We start from the raw sequence: 18,578 nt of genomic DNA, 5'->3' as shown, positions 1-18,578 counted from the left end.
GCGAACCCATGCAGCGCTAGGCAGCTTATATCTTCCTTCTTGCCCTTCCGTTCCGGTTCTTGCTTCAGGCCTGTGCCTGCCCTTCGTCCGCTCCCGCAAGCGCGCCTTCCAGCCAAGGACTCGGCCGCCCCATATAGTAGATATGGAGCTCATGCATCGCCCGCGTGCACGCCACATATAGCAGCTTGCGCTCGCTCTCCCGGCCGTAGCCTTCGTCAGATGCATTGTACAGCACGACGGCATCGAACTCGACGCCCTTGGCCAGGTACGACGGAATGACCAGCGCGCCCGCTTCGAAGGTCACCGTCTCCTGATGAACGAGCCGCAGCGGCATGAGTTCCCGAAGCGCCTCGTACGCCTCGCGGCTCTCCTGAGCCGTCGTGCAGAGCAGAGCGACATTGCGGTGCCCGGCGGCAAGCAGCTCACGCATCCGCGCGGCGACCCGGGCGTTCAATTCCTCCCTGTCCTGCATTCCTGTCAGCGTCGGCGCCGGACCTTCGCGCTCGAACGTATCGATCCGCTCGCCGCCTGGAATGATGCGGCGGGCCAGCTCCATAATCGGCCGGGTCGAACGATAGCTGCGGGTCAGTTGGAACGACTCCGTCTCCTCGGCCGGGAACACTTCCGCCAACGCCGGCAGCGGTACCGCCGCCGCTCCTTCGGCATGCGGGTAAATCGCCTGATCCTCATCCCCCAGCACCGTGAACCGGGCACGAGGGAACAGGCGCTTGAGGAAATGGAGCTGGAAGACCCCGTAGTCCTGGCCTTCGTCCACGAAAACATGCCGGATCGACGTATTCGTATGGAAGCCTTCCAGACATTCATTCAAATACAAGTATGGCGTCGCATCCTCTACGGCCATCTCGCCCCGGTTCATCCGTTCGGCCGTCAGAGCACAGATGTCGGCCCAGCGCTCAGGCAGCCCTTCTTCTCCAGCCAGGCTGGCCGCGATGTCCGGACTGGCGAATAATTGCGTGTAGATGGCCGGCATATCGACGAAGCGGAATCGCTTGATGTCCGCGCGAAGCGGCTTGAAGCGCTCATTCACGATCTGGCGGGCCAGCCATTCACGTTCGCGATCGAAGTCATCGAACGTCTCCTCCGTATATCTGTGGCGGCGCTGCAGCTCCTGGAACGCCCTTACATAATCCTCATTGTCGAGCAGCTCGATCTCTTCCTCCACCCAGTCCGCCTTCCGTTCCCGGCGGGCGGCGGCGACCAGCTCGCCCCGCAGCCATTCCGCTATCTGGCTCAGCCGGTTCGGGATCGACAGGGACGCGTCCAGCTCATAAAATTGGCGCAGCATCGCTTCCCCCGATATGAGCGTCCGATCCTGGAAGCGGAGATCGCGGAACCGCATGCCTTCCTGTCCGAGCCGCTCCACATAGCGCCCGAGCACCCGGAAGAAAGCCGCTCCCGCTTTATAGCGTATCCCTTCCATTCGCGCCGCGTATTCCGGTTGTTCCCCGGCGCTCAGCGCATATTCCATCTGCTCGGCGGGGTGCTCCAGCCGGAAGGAATCGGCCAACCGGTATTCCACATATTCCTGATACGTCGTCTGACGCATGTTCCGTTCCCCCAATTCCGGCAGAACGGTCGAAACATAGCGGTTGAACATCGGATTCGGCGAGAACAGCACGATCTCATCGGCCTGCAGCGTATCCCGGTACCGGTACAGCAAATACGCAATCCGCTGCAGGGCGGTCGACGTCTTGCCGCTGCCCGCCGGGCCGGTGACGACCATGAGCCGCTTCTGCTCATTGCGGATGATGCGGTTCTGCTCCCGCTGGATCGTCGCGACGATGCTTTTCAGATGGGCGCTGGACGGCCGGCTGAGAATCTGCCGCAGCAGCTCGTCGCCAATCGTAAGCCCCGTATCGAACATGCCCCGGAACCGGCCCTCCGTGATGATGAATTGGCGCTTGAGCCCCATCTCCCCCGACAGGCGGCCGACCGGCGTCTCATAGTGGGCCGGGCCCGGCGAATAGTCGTAATACAGGCTGGACACGGGCGCCCGCCAATCATAGACGAGGAAGTTGTCGTCCTTGTCCCGGAACGAGCCGATCCCGATATACACTCGCTCTGCCTCCGCTTCCCCCTCCTCCCGGAAATCAATCCGCGCGAAATAAGGGGATTGCGCCATCCGCTTCCACACATCAAGCTGCTGAGCCGCATGCAGATGCCTGCGCTCGCGCTCGGCCATTACTTCCGCCTGCTGCTTCAAGCTGGCATGCGTCTCGATGGCTTCATTCACGTCATCCAGATTGACCTTGACGTCGTCCCAGAACTCGCGGCGGAGATCCACGACTTCGCGCTTGACCGTGCCCATCTCTTCCTGCAGCGGAATGATGCGCTGCTCAATCTTCTCCATTACCTCGACAGCCCGCGCTTCCTCCAACTGCCACTCCCGATGATTCGGGTCCATCTGATCACCCGCTTTACTAAAGATTACGAATTTGCGGCACCGGGTTGCTTAACCAGTTGACAACACCCCGTGCGTTATGATATTATATATTTGGGTAAAAATATATTTGTTCATCATAATATTATGCCGCACCTGATATCGTACCACAGGATGGATGCGGCTGCAAGCGATGGACAAGCTATTAAGCATGCTTTATGTTACATAGACAACCTATTTTTGGTGATGTTTCAATGCAAAGCACGACCGGAGGAGATGATCTGCCCCCGGTCTTTTTTATTGCGGTGATTTCCGAGCTTATCGAACTTATGCCTTACGATCGGATGAACGGGGGTTCAAGCCTGCATGCAGCAGCATCAACGCGACACGTAATCGGCGGTGCGGCTCTCTTCCGTTACCGGAATATGCTTGAAGGCAGCGAAGTCGAATAAGCCCATATCCGTCAGCTTCAGCTCGGGTATGACGGGCAAGCATAAGAAGGACAGCGTAACAAAAGGATTGAACTCGTCGGAAGCGCCAATCCGCGATAGAGCCTGATGGAGCTGTTCCATATGACGGAGCACCTCGGCATAATCGCCGGTCGACATTAAGCCTGCTACTCGAAGCTCGATGGCGGCGAGCACGACGCCGTCGCTTGCGACGACCAATCCGCCCTCCATATCGCGCAGCGCCTGTATGGCGGTCAGCATATCCCGATCATTGCTGCCGGCCACGACGAGGTTGTGGGAGTCATGCGCCACGGTAGAGGCGATCGCTCCGCATTGAATGCCGAACCCTTTGACGATCCCCAGTCCGATGCAACCGGTATGGTGATGCCGCTCGAACACGGCGATCTTCAATTGATCCTTGGCCACGGAAGGGCGGAAGCAGTCATCCTCCACATCTACCTCCTCCACGAGATGCGACGTAATGAGGCTGTTCGGATTGATGCCGATAATATGGCAGCGGCGCTCTCCCTGCAGCCGGATTTGCAGATCCTGCTCCGTTATCTCTGGCAGATGAACCGACTTCAATAGTCCAGCCGGGATTGCGGCCGCTTGCGGCTGCGGCCCGGTATATTGGCCGTTCTCGCCCACCAGCTTGCCGGCTTTGTACACCTGGGCAATCGTCAAGCGCTCCAGATCGTCGAGCAGCAAGAAGTCGGCCTCATACCCGGGGGCGATTGCGCCTTTGGTCTGCAATCCGAAGCATTCGGCCGCATTCAGGGAAGCCATCTGGATCGCTTGCAGCGGATCAAGCCCGCAGCGTATGGCCAGACGCGCATTATGGTCGACGCTGCCCTCCCGCAACAGCTCGTCCAAATGCTTGTCATCGGTGCAGAACACGCAGCGGCGCGCGTTGCTGGCGGTCACGGCCGGGATGAGCGCTTCGACATCCTTGGCGACCGAGCCTTCGCGAATCATGACATACATGCCCCGCCGGAGCCGCGCCTTGGCTTCCTCAGCCGTCACGCATTCATGGTCGTTGCGAATGCCGACCGCCCGGTATACATTAATCGCCTCTTCATTCAATCCTGCGCCATGACCATCAATCATTCCGCCATGCCGATGCGAGGACATCAATTTGTCCAGCATGCCGTCATCGCCGCGGCGCACGGATGGATAATCCATCACCTCGGCCAATCCCAATACCCGTGGGTGCGCGTAGAATGCGTCCAGGCTGGCCGCATCGAGCTTCGCTCCAGCATGCTCGAACGGCGTGCACGGAACGCAGGATGGCAGCATGATGTATACGTCCAGCGGCAGATTCTCGGAAGCGTCCAGCATATATTGAATGCCGTCCGTCCCGGACACATTCGCGATCTCGTGCGGATCGGCAATGACGGATGTGACGCCGTGAGGGAGCACGACGCGAGCGAATTCAGCAGGCGTGACCATGGCGGATTCAATATGAACATGCGTGTCGATGAAGGACGGGGCGATATAGCGGCCCTCCGCATCGATGACGCGTGCGCCTTCATAGCTGCCGCCGATGCCTGCAATGATGCCGTCCACAATCGCGACATTCCCTTCGATAATGTCCAGATTGAAGACATCGACGATCTTTCCGTTCGTTATGACAAGGTCAGCTGGTGCCGTTCTGGCGGCTGCGGCAATCCGCTTGCTCCAATGTTGCTTGCTCCAATTCATTCGATTTCACATTCCTTTTCTTTTTATAGGATGATTGCGCGATACGGGTACAACAAAAAAACTCTAGTCCAGCAACTAGAGTTTGACGGCAAGGAGCAAGAAGAGCCTATCCTTGCGGGGATCATCCCTCGTGACAGGCATTCTCTTCCTCGTAGTCAAACTATTTACGGTAGTTTGGTAGAGACGGTTGGACCCTATTTCCAAAATTATACGAAGAATACGATTCAATTCTCTACATTGTATCGGCCAGCCCTATTCCCGTCAATGGATGCATGCGAAGTAAAAAGATGCCTGACCCAATAACCCGCTTAATCCAAAAGAAAGGGGATGTCCCAAAAGTAGTATTTCACTACAGTGAGACAGTCCCCCCATTGATTCTCAAAGCTCGACTCGCCGAAAAACTGCAAAAATTCACCTTTCCTTTATGACATGTACTCCGTTACAGGGAATCCTGCAAAACGGCATCAATTTCATACTATCCAATCGATAAAAGAAAAAAATCGTTGAAAATAATGTACTTTTGCAGGAATTTCATCAAATAGCGGCTGAAAGAGCAGAAATTGCTGCATCCACGCAGCATTTCACTGCTTCATCCATCCTCCGCCGTTTTGCGCGCAGCCGTTTTTCTCGCATCCACATTCTCTGTTAACTCATCACCTCAATCATTTTGCAATGCCTATAAGACACTCCCGTTGGCTGCCGTGCATCCTGCTAGAACACACGGCTTAGCAATCAAGATTCGTTTTTGGCAAAATAATCGAACAGATCCGCCTGCGCTTCCTCCAGATAGACAAGGCGCGGCTCGCGTTCAATTTTAATCTTCAGCCGCTGCGCCGTCTTCTCGAACAAATCCAGGCCTTCGTTCGACCGGATAATGAGCTTTTGCGGGCGAGCCCCTTTCTCCTCGATTAACTGAATCATATGATCAATGAATTCCTGCTCGTAATTTCCTTCATAAGCGACATGGAAGCCGACCGCGCTGCGGGCCAGCCGATCCACCCACAGGCAGAGCCGCGGGTAATACGGCCGCTCGGCCTCGCCCTGCACCGCGACAGGTGCGAAGAAATAATCGGTCTCCCACTGCCCCCGCTTCTCCGGAATCCGGCGCACGAGGTCCGTCAGCTTCGCGTCGTCGATGTATTCATACTTCGCCGGGCGCTTCAGGACGAACTCGGGATCGCGCCACCCTTCGCTCCATTCCCCGTTCTCCTGCGCGCGGACCAACAGCTGCCCGGAGACTGGCGGCACGAGCAGCTGCTTGTCCTTCTTGCATCGAGCAGCCAGCTCCACCGCTTGCTCCAAGGCGTTCGCCAGGAAGCGGACCTGCTTCCGGTCAAGCGTCCATGGTACAAGCCCCGGGTCATAAGCCCGGAACAGCGGCCAGGCGTTGCGTCCGCGGAAGCGGAAGCCAAGCTCTTTGATTTGCGCCAGATCCTGCTTGTCCAGCTCGGTCCGATCCTCGAACGTCACCATGATACATTTTTGCCGATTCAGCCAACCATAACGCTCGTCCCGCTCCAGCATCATGTCCTGCAGGCTCTCCAGCCCTTCGCCGCCGCGGAACATGGCCAGGCCGAACAACTCTTCGTTCGATCCCATAATGGTGCAATATCCGACCTCTCCATCCTCCGGGTTGCATACGCCGAAGATCTCGGAGTCGGACACCCACTTCCAGCTTCCTTGCTTCTTGAAGGCTGCCGCCGCTTCATAGAGGCGATGCCATTCCGCCTGCTCTTCAGTTAATTCCACCGCTTCTTCGCTGCGTTCCGTCAGTTCTACATCCGTCTTTGTCATAGAATTTCCTTCGTCCTCCTCTTCCATGCTGCGCTCTGCCGCAAGCGCGCCTCAAGCACTACACGCCCACGTCCCTCTCAACCGTTCCTATAAAGCCAAGCAAAAAACCCGCCCCTTTGCCCGGAACGGGTTCCATTGGTTCTGCTCAAACCCTAAAGCACCAATTTACTGCTTAATCAGTGACAAAAATTCCGCGCGCTGCGCCGCATCGTCCTTGAAGCTGCCCCGCGTCGACATCGTAACCGTCTTGCTGCCAGGCTTCTTGACGCCGCGGGAACACATGCACAAATGCTCGCCCTCGACGACAACCATCACGCCGTGCGGCTTCAACACTTCTTCCATAATATCCGCAATTTCCGACGTGACCCGCTCCTGCACCTGCAGACGGCGCGTGACCGCTTCGACCAGCCGCGCCAGCTTGCTCAGGCCGGCCACCTGTCCGCTTGGAATATAGCCGATATGCACCTTGCCGAAGAACGGCGCCATATGATGCTCGCACAAGCTGTAATACGTAATATCCTTGACGATAACGAGCTCCTCATGGGCTTCGTCGAAGGTAACCCCGAGCACGTCGCGCGGGTCGACCTCATACCCGCCGAAAATCTCTTCGTACATGCGGGTGACACGCGCCGGCGTCTCCTTCAGTCCTTCCCGATCGACGTCCTCGCCGATCAGCCTTAAAATTTCTTTTACGTGATGTTCGATCTGCTCGCGATTTTCACCGACTTTTGAATTGACATAGTCTTTCAAGCCAGCCATAATAGTGCCTCCTCCCGCCTGCCGTGCCCATGGACGCGGGCAGTTCCGTTATTTCATTTTCTCTTTTTTTGCTGCATCATTTTCTGCGCTTGCTGCATCTGCTTCGCATTCAAATTATAGCCCATTTGCTTTGCCATTTTTTGCAGCATTTGCGGATCCGATTGCATCTTCTCCATCTGCTTGCGCAGGTAGAACACCCCGCCGGCAAAGCCGATAATGACACCCACGATGAGTGCGATAATCCCTACAACCCAAATCATCTGCTTATGGTCACCCCAACAAAAATTAGTTAGATGAGGTCATTCAAAAAACCGTCTTTCGAGGAAGCGCGGCTTTTGAACACTCACTTCGATCTATCCGTGAGAAGGCATGGCTTCGCGGAACTCGTCCGCCATTATGATAGCATGTCCCTTCCAATATGACAAACGAATGGAATCTGTCTTGGAGTCGCCCTGCGGCTCATTGCCCGCAAGGAATGCCCTCGAGACGGAGCAGGGTGATTTTCTTGTCCATGCCGCCGCCATACCCGACCAGCTTGCCGTCGGCGCCGATCACGCGGTGACAGGGCACGATAATGGAGAGCGGATTGCGATTATTCGCTCCGCCGACGGCCCGCACCGCCCCCGGATTGCCGATCGCTTCCGCGATCTGCTTGTAGGACCGGGTCTCCCCATAAGGGATGTCGGTCAAGGCTTGCCATACTTGCCGCTGGAACGGCGTCCCCTGGATATCGAGCGTCAGATCGAACTCGCGGCGCGTTCCCGCGAAATACTCCTCCAACTGCCGCTTGGCCTCCTGCAGCCGCTCCGGATGGCGCTGCAGCACGACCCGGCCGTAGCTGCGGGCCGCCCGCCGCTGGAGCCCTTCCGCCACCGACAACGCGTCCCCGAACTCGATCGCGAACAATCCGGTCGCGGTCGCGGCCAACGTCAGCGGCCCGATCGGGCTCTCCATCTCCTGCACATACAGCGGCTCTTGCTGAGCTTCAGCGCGCTCCTGCGCTTGCATCACGGCTTCCTTCACCTTCGGTTCCTCCTCACGGCTTAGCGCCGCCTTCAATATGCGCTTGGCATCCGGCCCGCCGATCTGGCCAAGCGCCCACGCCGCGGCGGCACGGATGTCCGGCCGCTCATCGTTGCGCAGCAGCCCTTCCAAGGCCGGGACGGCCTGGCGCTCGCGGAAATTGCCAAGCGCCGCAATCGCGTTGCGCTGGATCGGCTTCTTGCCGCGCCACGCCGCCGCGCTGCTGCCGAACTGGGATTTGAATTCCCGGTTCGACAGCGATAGCAGCGGCACAAGCAGCGGCTTCGCCTGCTCCGGATCGGGCTGCATCTCGGCATGATGGGTCCAATTCAGCCCGCGATTCTTCGGGCATACGATCTGGCAGGTATCGCAGCCGTACAGCCGGTTGCCTATCTTGACCATCATCTCATGCGGCAGCATCTCCTTCGACTGCGTCTGGAACGAGATGCAGCGCTGCGCATTGAGCTGCCCGGGCCCGACGAACGCTCCTGTCGGACAGGCATCGAGGCAGCGCGTGCATTCCCCGCAATCCTCGGTCAGCGGGTGATCCGGCGGCAGCGGCAGATTCGTAATCATTTCCCCTAAGTATATCCAAGATCCCCACTTTGGGGAAATAATCGAGCAGTTTTTGCCGCTGAAGCCGATGCCGGATCGCTCGGCGACCGCCCGGTCGCACAGCTCGCCGGTGTCGACCATGCTCTTCAGCTGCACCTCCGGCACCCTCTCGCGCAGGAACTGCTCCAGCCGCTGCAGCCGGTCCCTCAGCACATGGTGATAGTCCAGTCCCCATGCGGTCCGGGCGAACATCCCCCGGTACGCGCCCGGCTCCGACTTCGGACCGCCCTCCAGCTTGGACGGATAAGCGACCGCGATCGCGATAATGGAGCGCGCCCCGTCCAGCAGCAGCGCAGGCTTCGTCCGCTTGTCCAGGTCCGGCTCCTCGAACCCGGACGCATATCCTTGATCGATGGAATGCTGCAGGCGCGCCTTCAATTCGGTGAACGGGTCTGCCGTCGTGAACCCGACCTGGTCGATGCCCATGGAAGGCGCCGCATCCATAATCTCCTGCTTGAGCCGCTGCCAGCGATCCGCTTCCGGACTCGCCTCGGCCCCCGCCGCTTGGTCTGTCCCGTATGGTGTCCATCGTACCGTGTGCTTCTGTTCCGTCATCCCGTTCACCTCCTTCGATTGATGTCACGGCGCGGATCCGCGCCGCTCTAAATGCAGAACGGCCCCCTAGCTCCGGGTACCGGATTCCCCAGAGCAGGCGCCGCTCCTGTTAAGGTCTGACTTCCCTGCATTTCCATTCATCCCCTGCCGCATTCCTAGCTCCGCCAGTCTGCTGCTTGCAGAGGAATCCCCTCATTCCGGCTGGATCGCCTGCTTCCAGTCGTCGTAGTACCGGCGCACCTCATCGTCCCAGAACGGAGGCTGGCGATGCCGAATCCGTTCCAGCACCGCTTCGAGGCCGGCACTGATCTTCCGCTCCACCAGATCAGGATAGTGGTATACATGCCGGTTCTGTTCATACTCGTCCTGGTCCACCACATTGACCTGGCCGCCGGGCATTTGAATGACGTCCAGATCGTAATCGATATAGGTGAAAATGTTGTCCGTACGGTATGGCGGCGAGGCAATATTGCAGTAGTAGCGAATGCCGTGATCTTCAATCAGCGCCACCACATTGAACCACTGCTTCGGAATGAGGAACGTAACGGCAGGAATTTTGCTGTTCCACTGCTTCCCGTCCGCTTCCCTGATCGGAGTCTGGCTGTTAATCAGCACGAACATTCCTTCAGCGGCATGCTCGGGATGCACGAGCGAGGAGGGCACGATCCAGTTCTCCAGCCACATCCGGTGCAAATGGCCATCGTGTTTGAAACTTTTCACAAGGGCTTTCTCATAACGTTCCATGCGTTTTCCTCGGCTTTACTTCATTTCTCTTCACTTATTATTAATAGAAAAGCATATCTTCACCCCGATTGCAACGGTTGTAAAGATATGCCTTCCCATTCGGCGACAAATGTTCAATTCAGAGACAGCTAGCCGGTAACAATCCGAAGCTGCTTCAATGAACGCAAGACATGCTGGGCCCCGTATCCCAATGCCTCGAACCAAGGCAATACGAATTCCGTATGCTCATCCGCAGCAATCATAATGTTGCGGACCTTGCGCTGCTGGAATTTCTGCTCCATTCCGGCGACAAGCGCTTTGCCTACGCCTTGGTTGCGGAATTCCGGGTGCACCGCCAGACGATAGTAGTACCCGTTGTTGCGATCAATGGTGCCGATAGCCAGCCCGACCATGATCGTCTCCCCATTCGGGTTCTCCTGTTCCGCGATGATCACAAGCTCTCCATCCAAGGACAACTGGCGCGCAAAGGCATCCAGGGTCTTCTCACAGCATTCCTCGGACAGCGATTCCTTCAATAACTGAGTAGCCGGCAAATAATCCGCCAAACGAAAGGATCGAACGTTCATGTCTTACTCTCCCTCATCCTGAGCTTGGTGTAAAATATACGGTTCTCTTCTCTATCTGTGAACAAACAGTCTACGCCAACGGACATCCATTTTGCTCTCATATCATTATATATAGTATTTACAAATACGACAAAAATCGCGAAATTCCTTCTTTATCATTCAGATTCGCGTAAAAACGCCGAAAAAACACGGTTTTTCTCGTGTAAGCGTTTTAAATAAAGCGTTTACATTGCTTTCGGGTCCATAGGTATAAATAATTGGCAATTGTGCCAATTTTGTGACGAATCTTGTGAGCGCCGGCGCTACGTTTGAAAGCATCCTATATTGGGTAAGGATATAAAGTCAGGCCCTATGACAAAGCTCTGACTTTTGAAACATTTATGTTGATTTATTAGCCCGACTCATGGTTAAATGAGAATATATCACTTACATATTTTTTGGGAGGAATGAACGAATGGCACATCAATTACCAGCTCTTCCGTATGCGAACAATGCACTGGAGCCTCACATCGACGAGACGACGATGATGATTCACCATGACCGTCACCACAACACGTATGTGACGAACTTGAATGCGGCATTGGAGTCTGCGCCTGAATTGCAATCCAAATCCGTTGAGGAACTCATCTCCGATCTGAATAGCGTGCCTGAGAGCATCCGTACGGCAGTCCGCAACAACGGCGGCGGCCATGCGAACCACTCCCTGTTCTGGGAGACGATTGGACCGAACGGCGGCGGACAACCATCCGGCAAGCTGGCGGAAGCAATCGACAAGGAGCTTGGCGGATTTGACAAGTTCAAGGAAGATTTTGCAAAAGCGGCTACGACTCGCTTCGGCTCCGGCTGGGCTTGGCTGGCAGTCGACAAAGACGGCAAGCTGTCCGTATCCAGCACTCCGAACCAAGACAGCCCGCTGATGGAAGGCAAGACTCCGCTTCTCGGCCTGGACGTATGGGAGCATGCCTACTACCTGAAATATCAGAACAAGCGCCCGGACTACATCGCTGCGTTCTGGAACGTCGTCAACTGGCCGGCAGTTGAAAAGAAATACGAAGCAGCTGCAAAATAAGAAACGAAAATAAGGGACAGTTCCTCGGGTCTTGTCAGACCCGGGGGACGGTCCCTTTTTGCATGTCCATATCAAGACCGTTCCGTCCGCTCCTTCCGGCGCCAGCCCGCCCGATAACGGTATACGGCATAGAATCCAGCCGCCATCGCCGCGCAGAGAAGCAGCACAGCCGGAATCTTCATGCCGTCCTCCAGCACCTGCTCCCCGATGAAGGCAAAGACCAGCATCACCGGGAGCTTGCCTGCTGCCGTAGCGAGCAGGAAAGCGACGAACGGCACCGACACGAGCGCCGCATACACGTTGATCGCGACAGCAGGCAGCACCGGAATCATACGGGCGATGAAGACGGATGTCGCCGGGCGATGTTCCATCGCGGCGTTCAGCTTATGCAGCAGGGGAACCCGATCCAGATAGCGCCTGCCCTGCTCCTGCCAGCCGTGCCGGACCGCGAGGAACAGGACGGCCGCTCCCAGCGTCGAAGCGGCTGTATTCATCAACCCGCCAAGCCATAGTCCATACGCGGCTCCCATAATGCCCCCGACGACCCCGAACGGGATGACGGGAAAAAGAGAAGCGATCGCCGCCAGGACGAACATTTGCACGGCGGTGGCCGCATCGCGGGAGGACTTCAGGCTCTCTATCCACTGAAGCAGCTCCTCGCGCCAGAACCAGATTCCGGCCATAGCCAGCATATAGATGGCGGCGGTGGCCCATTTCCCCATGCCTTCACCTCTCTTTTCTCTCACTGTACAAGCCCTTGGTTCATTTTATTGCAAAATCTCCGCATAATCTATTTCTCCCCTCGTATTGCTGCAGCATGTCCCACATCGCCTTCACCGGCGGCGACATCCACCTTTCCTTGTGATGGCAGCGGTAAATGTACCGCTTCAGCTTCCGATCCGGCAGGCGGATGGCGATCAGCGTCCCGCTCGCCGCCTCCTGGCTCACGGCCCGTTCCGACAGCAGCGTCACGCCTTGCCCATGGATGACGGCCCGCTTGATCGCCTCGATCGAGTTCATGTGCAGCCGCGAGGTCAGCTTGATCCGGTGAGCGTCCGCCCATTCGAGCATGATGCGCCGCGTCGCCGATTGGGTATCGTGGAAAATAAACGGCTCTGTCCCGATCCGCTCGGCCGTCGGCGCTCCTTCCTGCGCCAGCGTATGCCCGGGCGGCACGACGAGCACCAGCTCGTCCTCGAGCCAGACCTGCTGATGGAGATCGTCGGCCTCGAACGGCTGCGAGGAGATTATGCCGATATCGAGCTCATGCTGCCGCAGCCTCTCTTCGATGGCCGGGGCCGTCTGAATCTCCAGATGCACGGTAACGTCGGGGTACTGCGTGGCGAAGGCGTTCAACACATCCGGCAGCAAATACGCCCCCGGCACATGGCTGGCGCCGATCCGCACCGTGCCCCGGCCGCCCTCCGTGAACTCCCCCATGACATGGTAGGTCTCCTCCATCAAGGCATGGATGCGACGGGCATAATGATACAGCGCCTCGCCCGCTTCCGTCAGCACCAGCTTCCCGCTCCGGGACTCGAACAGCGGCATGCCGAATTCGTCCTCCAGACTTTTCAGATGGAATGTGACGGTCGGCTGCTTGACGCCCAATATTTCGGCTACCGCCGTAATTTTTTGATATTTGGCCAGCAGCGCCACGATCTGCAGCTTCATAATGTTCACGGAACCGCTCCTCCCTCCGTCAAGTCAACGCCATGCTCCCATCATAGAGAAAATCTATGCTATGCGAAAGATATTAACAAAAACTTTAACTATACCTTTACATCACGAAAACATGAGCATGAACATCCGCCTGTACAATGAGGCTAATCGAAGGTAAGAGAACGCAACGCAAGGAGGCACCATCTCATGGATGTTCATATCGAGAGCTTGAACAAGTCATTCGGCAAAGCGCCGGCTCTTGAGAACGTATCGCTCACGATTCGGTCCGGAGAGTTCACGACGCTGCTCGGCCCTTCGGGCTGCGGCAAGACGACGCTGCTCCGCCTGATCGCCGGACTCGAGACCCCGGACAGCGGAGACATCCGCTTCGGGGAAGAGACGATCTTCTCGGCAGCGAAGCGGATTCATAAGCCGGTTCACAAGCGGGGGCTCGGCATGGTTTTTCAAGATTTCGCCCTGTGGCCGCATATGACCGTATTCGAAAATGTCGCCTTCGGGCTGCGTGCGGCCGGACGCACCGCCGGCTTGAAGGACAAGGTGCAGGAGGCGATTCGCTTGGTCCGCCTCGCCGGCTTCGAGCAGCGGCGCCCGTCTCAACTGTCCGGCGGGCAGCAGCAGCGGGTGGCCTTTGCCCGCGCCATCGTGACCGAGCCGCAGCTCATTCTGTTCGACGAGCCGCTCAGCGCGCTCGACGCCGTGCTGCGGGAGGAGATGAAGGCGGAGCTGATGGCACTGGTCCGCGCTCTCGGCATGACCGCCCTGTATGTGACGCACGACCAGTCCGAAGCGATGTCGATGTCCGATCGGATTATCGTCATGCGGGGCGGGAAGATCCTTCAGGCGGCAGCGCCCGAGCATATTTACCGCGCTCCCGCCGATCCGTTCGTCGCCCGCTTCGTCGGCCGATCGAACTGGATTGACGGTGAGCTGGAGATGTTCCGACCGGAGCATGTGCGCTGGACCGGTACCGCACACGATCGCTCCTGGAAGGGCAAAGTGATTCACACCGGCTATATGGGAGAACGGTACGAGATTCATATTGAAGTGGAGGCACACGGAGTGTGGACGGCCTACCACCAGGAACGGCTGCCTGTCGGCTCCCCTGTCACCGTATACGTCTCCCCGCAGCATATCCATGGCATGAACAAGAAGGAGGACATTGCAGTATGAAAAAGAACGGACGCTTCTCTCTGCGCATGATGTCGTTAGTGACCGTGCTGATGCTGGCCTGGCTGACCGCCGCTTGCGGCTCGGCCGCGCCGTCCGCCCAATCCGGGGAATCCGCGCCCGCCGCGCCGCAGGCCGCGAAGACAGACTCCGGCGATAGCGGCAAGCTGGTGATTTACACCGCTGGACCCAAAAATTTATCCGAAGCGATCAAGCAGGGCTTCGAAGCGAAGACCGGCATCGCGATCGAGCAGTTCGAAGGCACGACCGGCAAGGTGCTGGCGCGGCTGGAAGCGGAGAAAAGCAACCCGGTTGCCGATGTCGTCATCCTCGCCTCCTGGCCATCAGCGATGGGAATGAAATCGGCCGGCTGGACCCAGAGCTACAAGGAAGCCGCCGGCGCCGACAAGCTGTACAAGGGCTGGATGGACCCGGATTATCATTTCTTCGGCTACAGCGCATCGGCTCTCGGCATTACGTACAATACGAAGCTCGTTCAGGAGCCGCCGAAGGACTGGTCCGATTTCACCGCGCCCGCATGGAAGGGAGCCGTCACGATTCCGGACCCTTCGCTGTCCGGCTCGGCGCTCAACTTCATTGCCGGGTACTTGAATGACAAGGGCGAAGACAGCTGGTCCCTGTTCGAGCAGCTGCAGGCGAACGGGGTCGAGATGGCGGGCGCGAACAAAGAAGCGCTCGACCCGGTCATTACCGGGGCCAAGAGCGCCGTACTGGCCGGAGTCGATTATATGGCCTACAGCGCCAAGGCCAAGGGCGAGCCGGTCGAGATGGTCTATCCTGCGAGCGGAACCGTCATCAATGTGCGTCCGGCCATGATCTTGAAGGATGCGCCGCATGCGGACAACGCGAAGCAATTCATCGATTACTTGCTATCCGATGAAGCCCAGAACCTGGTCGCCGACGCCTATCTGCTGCCGGGGCGCCAGGACATTCCGGCCAAGGATCGCGCAGGCGTGGCCGATATTCCGGTGCTGAATATCGATTGGGACTGGATGAATGCGAATAGCGGCGCGATTAGCGCGCGCTTCCTCGACTTGTACAAACCATAATGAAACGGAGACGCCGATATGGCAACAACACGATGGAACTATAGAACGCTCGGAGCGGCCCTTGCCGTTGTCCTGCTGGCGGCGCTCATCGCCGCTCCGCTCTGGATGGTCCTGCTGACGAGCATCCGGACCGGAACGGCGATCGATCTGACGGCGCCGTTCCGGGTGATGGCGAACCCGCAGCTGGCGCAGGTGATGTGGAACACGATCCAGCTCGGGGCATGGGTCGTGCTCGGCGCCACCCTGCTGGCCCTGCCGATGGCGATCCTGTCGGCCAAAACCTCGATCGGCCGCCACGGCTGGCTCGATGTCGTGCTCATTATCCCGTTCATGACCCCGCCTTACATCGGGTCGATGGGGTGGATTTTATTCATGCAGCGCCGCGGCTTCCTGGAGCAGCTGCTCCCGTCCGCCGAAGCGGTCACCCCGCTGTTCTTCAGCCTGTTCGGCATGGTCGCCGTCATGAGCCTGCATCTGTTCCCGTTCCTGTATTTGATTCTGCGGAACGCGCTGCAGCGGATCGGCACCGGCTACGAGGAAGCTGCAGCGCTGCACGGCGCAGGCTACGGCTATCGGCTGCGGCGCATCGTCCTGCCGCTCCTGCTGTCCAGCTACGCCATGGGAGCGCTGCTCGTCTTCGTCAAGACGATAGCCGAATTCGGCACGCCGGCCACCTTCGGCCGCAAGATCGGCTTCTATGTCATGACGAGCGAGATTCACAACTATATTTCCAGTTGGCCGATCGATTTCGGCAAGGCGACATCCCTGGCTTCCCTGCTGCTGGGCGGCTGTCTGCTGTTCTGGTACATCCAGAGCGTCATCACCCGCCGCTTCCACTACCCGACCGTCGGCGGCCGAGGCGGGCGCGATACGGAGCAACGCCTGACCGGCTGGAGGAAGGGAGCCGCCTGGGGCTATGTGGCCGCCTTGCTCGCCGCGTCCATCGGCGTGCCCTACTTCTCGATCCTTGCCGCCTCGCTGCAGAAGCTGCGCGGCAACGGTCTGGCCTGGGACAACTTCACCCTGGCCCACTATGCGGAGCTGCTGCGCCCCGGTTCCCCCGGCATGCAAGCCTTGGGCAACAGTGTCGGCCTGGCGCTGCTCTCCGCGTCGATCGGCACGCTGCTCGGCCTGTTCCTGGCCTTGATCATCGGCTCGGCCTCCACCGCCGCACAGCGCGTGACCGACGCCTTCAGCCTGCTGCCGAACATGGTCCCCGGCATCGTCCTGGTCGTCGGGCTCATTCTGTTCTGGAATTCGCCCTGGATGCCCTTGCCGCTGTACAACACCTACGGCATGGTCGTCCTGACCTACGCGGTGCTGTTCCTGCCCTATTCGGTGCAATATATCAAGTCCGGCCTCGGGCAGATCGACCGCTCGCTCCTTCAGGCCGGCCGGGTGTTCGGCGGCACCGGAGCCTACATCTACCGGCGCATTCTGCTGCCTCTGCTCGTGCCGGGCATGCTGGCCGGCTGGATGATGAGCTTCACCATCTCCATCCGGGAGCTGGTCGCTTCGCTCATGATTCTGCCGCCTTCGATGCAGGTGTCGGCGACCTATATTTTCGCCCAGTTCGAACAGGGCGAAGTCTCGCTCGGCATGGCGATGGCGGTCGTCTCGCTCGGCTTGACGACGATTCTGCTTCTTGTATTGAACTACTTCGGGGCGGACAGGAAGTGATGGACAGATGTTGAATGTGACAGTATGGGGAGGAGCGGGCGAACACGGCCGTTCCTGCTATTACATACAACATGACGAATGCGCCGTGCTGCTCGACTGCGGCGGCAAAAAGGAGGAAGGAGGTGTCTATCCCCTGCTTGACCCGGACCGGATTCATGCCATCGAGGCCGTGTTCCTGTCGCATGCCCATGAGGATCACTCGATGGCCCTCCCCCTGCTGTACCGGTCCGGATATGCCGGGGAAGTATGGACGTCCAGGGCGACCGCGTCGCAGCTGCCCGCCTATTTCCAGGCCTGGCGCAGCTATGCGCAGAGCACCGGCGCGAAGGTCCCCTACGGGGAAGAGGATGTGCGGCTCATCCGCTTCCGCTACGTGGAAGACGAAGCCCCGCCGGGAGAATGGTTCGCCGCTTCGCCCCAGGTCCGGGCCTGCTGGGGGCCGAGCGGCCACGCGCTCGGAGCCATCTGGCTCCTGCTCGACATCCGGGGCAAGCGAATTTTCTATTCCGGCGACTATTGCGCCGAATCGCTGCTGCTGAAGGCGGAACCGCCGGGGCCTTCCTGCTCCGGCCGCACGCTGCCAGCGGCAGAGAAGGTGGACGTCTCGATTATCGACGCTGCCTACGGCGAAGATGCAAGGCGGCAGCAGGAACTGCTGTCCCAACTGGCCGCCAAGATCGAAGAAGTGCTCCAGCGGGGCGGACATGTGCTGCTGCCCGTTCCGCTGTTCGGCCGCAGCCAGGAGCTGCTGCTCTGGCTGCATGAGCGCTTCCCCGGGCAGCCGCTGGCGGTCGAGTCCGCCATCGCGGACGCGGCCGGCATGTACCGGCAATGGCCGGAATGGTTCCAGGCCGACGCCGTGGAGCGCCTGCAGCGCTGCTTGCGCTCTCCGCTGCTCACTCTCGTCGGCAGCGATGACGAGCGGATGCGGGTGCTGGAGGGACCGCCGCGGGTCATTCTCGTCACCGACGGCATGATGCATACTCCCGCATCGCGCTTCTATTACGAGCAGCTCAACACCCGGAAGCGCAACGCCGTGCTGTTCACCGGACACCTTGGCAGAGACAGCTTCGGAGCGGCCGTCGCGGCCGGCTCCACCTGCGAGGTGCGCCGGTTCCGCTACAAAATCCATCAAGGCTTGCCCGATGTGCGGCATATGATGGACGCCATACCGTCCACCGCGACGATATTGGCGCATGCGCCCAAGGAAATGACCGACCGGCTGCGGCACAAGCTTGGCCAGCTCGGCTACCAAGGGCTGTATTCGTTGCATCCCGGATGCTCCATCCGGATATAACCTGG

The 18,578-nt window shown here is 58.7% G+C and carries 15 protein-coding genes and 1 riboswitch; of the genes, 5 read left to right on the top strand and 10 right to left on the bottom strand.

Translation table 11 applies throughout. The features are described from left to right. Positions 1 to 64: 64 nt before the first annotated feature. From helD to NNL35_RS05490, 8 genes are all read right to left on the bottom strand, one after another. Positions 65 to 2,425 (bottom strand): RNA polymerase recycling motor HelD, encoded by a 2,361-nt coding sequence (gene helD / locus NNL35_RS05530; RefSeq protein WP_006678627.1) that lies wholly within the window; start codon positions 2,423 to 2,425, stop codon positions 65 to 67. Between the two features lie 353 nt (positions 2,426 to 2,778). After that, a complete protein-coding gene (gene ade / locus NNL35_RS05525) occupies positions 2,779 to 4,551 on the bottom strand; it encodes an adenine deaminase (RefSeq protein ID WP_006678628.1) in 1,773 nt (590 codons plus the stop codon). Positions 4,552 to 4,683: 132 nt separating this feature from the next. Then, positions 4,684 to 4,785, bottom strand: a riboswitch (purine riboswitch). Between the two features lie 498 nt (positions 4,786 to 5,283). After that, positions 5,284 to 6,345: a DUF7309 domain-containing protein gene (locus tag NNL35_RS05520; protein ID WP_006678629.1), complete on the bottom strand. Its 1,062-nt coding sequence runs from the start codon at positions 6,343 to 6,345 to the stop codon at positions 5,284 to 5,286. Positions 6,346 to 6,510: 165 nt separating this feature from the next. After that, entirely contained in the window at positions 6,511 to 7,104 is a 594-nt protein-coding gene (gene folE / locus NNL35_RS05515; protein WP_006678630.1) for a GTP cyclohydrolase I FolE, read from the bottom strand. 53 nt (positions 7,105 to 7,157) lie between these two features. Beyond that, a complete protein-coding gene (locus tag NNL35_RS05510) occupies positions 7,158 to 7,364 on the bottom strand; it encodes a YneF family protein (protein WP_006678631.1) in 207 nt (68 codons plus the stop codon). Positions 7,365 to 7,563: 199 nt separating this feature from the next. Further along, positions 7,564 to 9,297 (bottom strand): tRNA epoxyqueuosine(34) reductase QueG, encoded by a 1,734-nt coding sequence (queG, locus tag NNL35_RS30325; protein ID WP_006678632.1) that lies wholly within the window; start codon positions 9,295 to 9,297, stop codon positions 7,564 to 7,566. Between the two features lie 192 nt (positions 9,298 to 9,489). After that, a complete protein-coding gene (locus NNL35_RS05495) occupies positions 9,490 to 10,041 on the bottom strand; it encodes a DUF402 domain-containing protein (protein ID WP_006678633.1) in 552 nt (183 codons plus the stop codon). Between the two features lie 128 nt (positions 10,042 to 10,169). Further along, entirely contained in the window at positions 10,170 to 10,607 is a 438-nt protein-coding gene (locus NNL35_RS05490) for a GNAT family N-acetyltransferase (protein ID WP_006678634.1), read from the bottom strand. Positions 10,608 to 11,061: 454 nt separating this feature from the next. On the opposite strand from NNL35_RS05490, the gene NNL35_RS05485 reads away from it, so the two are divergent. Next, on the top strand, positions 11,062 to 11,676 hold the full coding sequence (locus NNL35_RS05485) for a superoxide dismutase (RefSeq protein ID WP_006678635.1): 615 nt from the start codon (positions 11,062 to 11,064) through the stop codon (positions 11,674 to 11,676). 71 nt (positions 11,677 to 11,747) lie between these two features. Here NNL35_RS05485 and NNL35_RS05480 read toward each other — a convergent pair whose 3' ends face one another. Further along, positions 11,748 to 12,398, bottom strand: a complete 651-nt coding sequence (locus NNL35_RS05480) for a TVP38/TMEM64 family protein (RefSeq protein WP_006678636.1) — start codon at positions 12,396 to 12,398, stop codon at positions 11,748 to 11,750. A gap of 40 nt (positions 12,399 to 12,438) precedes the next feature. Continuing rightward, positions 12,439 to 13,350: a LysR family transcriptional regulator gene (locus NNL35_RS05475; protein WP_040733159.1), complete on the bottom strand. Its 912-nt coding sequence runs from the start codon at positions 13,348 to 13,350 to the stop codon at positions 12,439 to 12,441. Positions 13,351 to 13,545: 195 nt separating this feature from the next. Between NNL35_RS05475 and NNL35_RS05470 the strand changes: the two genes are divergently transcribed. Genes NNL35_RS05470 through NNL35_RS05455 form a run of 4 tightly spaced genes read left to right on the top strand, consistent with a single transcriptional unit; the run spans position 13,546 to position 18,573 of the window. Beyond that, positions 13,546 to 14,529, top strand: a complete 984-nt coding sequence (locus NNL35_RS05470; protein ID WP_006678638.1) for an ABC transporter ATP-binding protein — start codon at positions 13,546 to 13,548, stop codon at positions 14,527 to 14,529. Beyond that, the gene (locus NNL35_RS05465) at positions 14,526 to 15,596 is read left to right on the top strand and encodes an ABC transporter substrate-binding protein (RefSeq protein WP_006678639.1); all 1,071 of its coding nucleotides are present in this window, start codon (positions 14,526 to 14,528) and stop codon (positions 15,594 to 15,596) included. Before NNL35_RS05470 ends, NNL35_RS05465 begins: the two co-directional genes overlap by 4 nt. Positions 15,597 to 15,614: 18 nt before the next feature. Continuing rightward, positions 15,615 to 17,276, top strand: a complete 1,662-nt coding sequence (locus NNL35_RS05460) for an ABC transporter permease (RefSeq protein ID WP_006678640.1) — start codon at positions 15,615 to 15,617, stop codon at positions 17,274 to 17,276. Positions 17,277 to 17,283: 7 nt separating this feature from the next. Further along, positions 17,284 to 18,573, top strand: coding sequence for an MBL fold metallo-hydrolase (locus NNL35_RS05455; protein ID WP_006678641.1), 1,290 nt, complete (start codon positions 17,284 to 17,286; stop codon positions 18,571 to 18,573). Positions 18,574 to 18,578 lie beyond the last annotated feature (5 nt).

Source organism: Paenibacillus dendritiformis (assembly GCF_945605565.1).
Taxonomy (GTDB): Bacteria; Bacillota; Bacilli; order Paenibacillales; family Paenibacillaceae; genus Paenibacillus_B; species Paenibacillus_B dendritiformis_A.
Note: the sequence above shows the minus strand (reverse complement) of the source record. Positions and strands in the feature narration are given on the sequence as shown.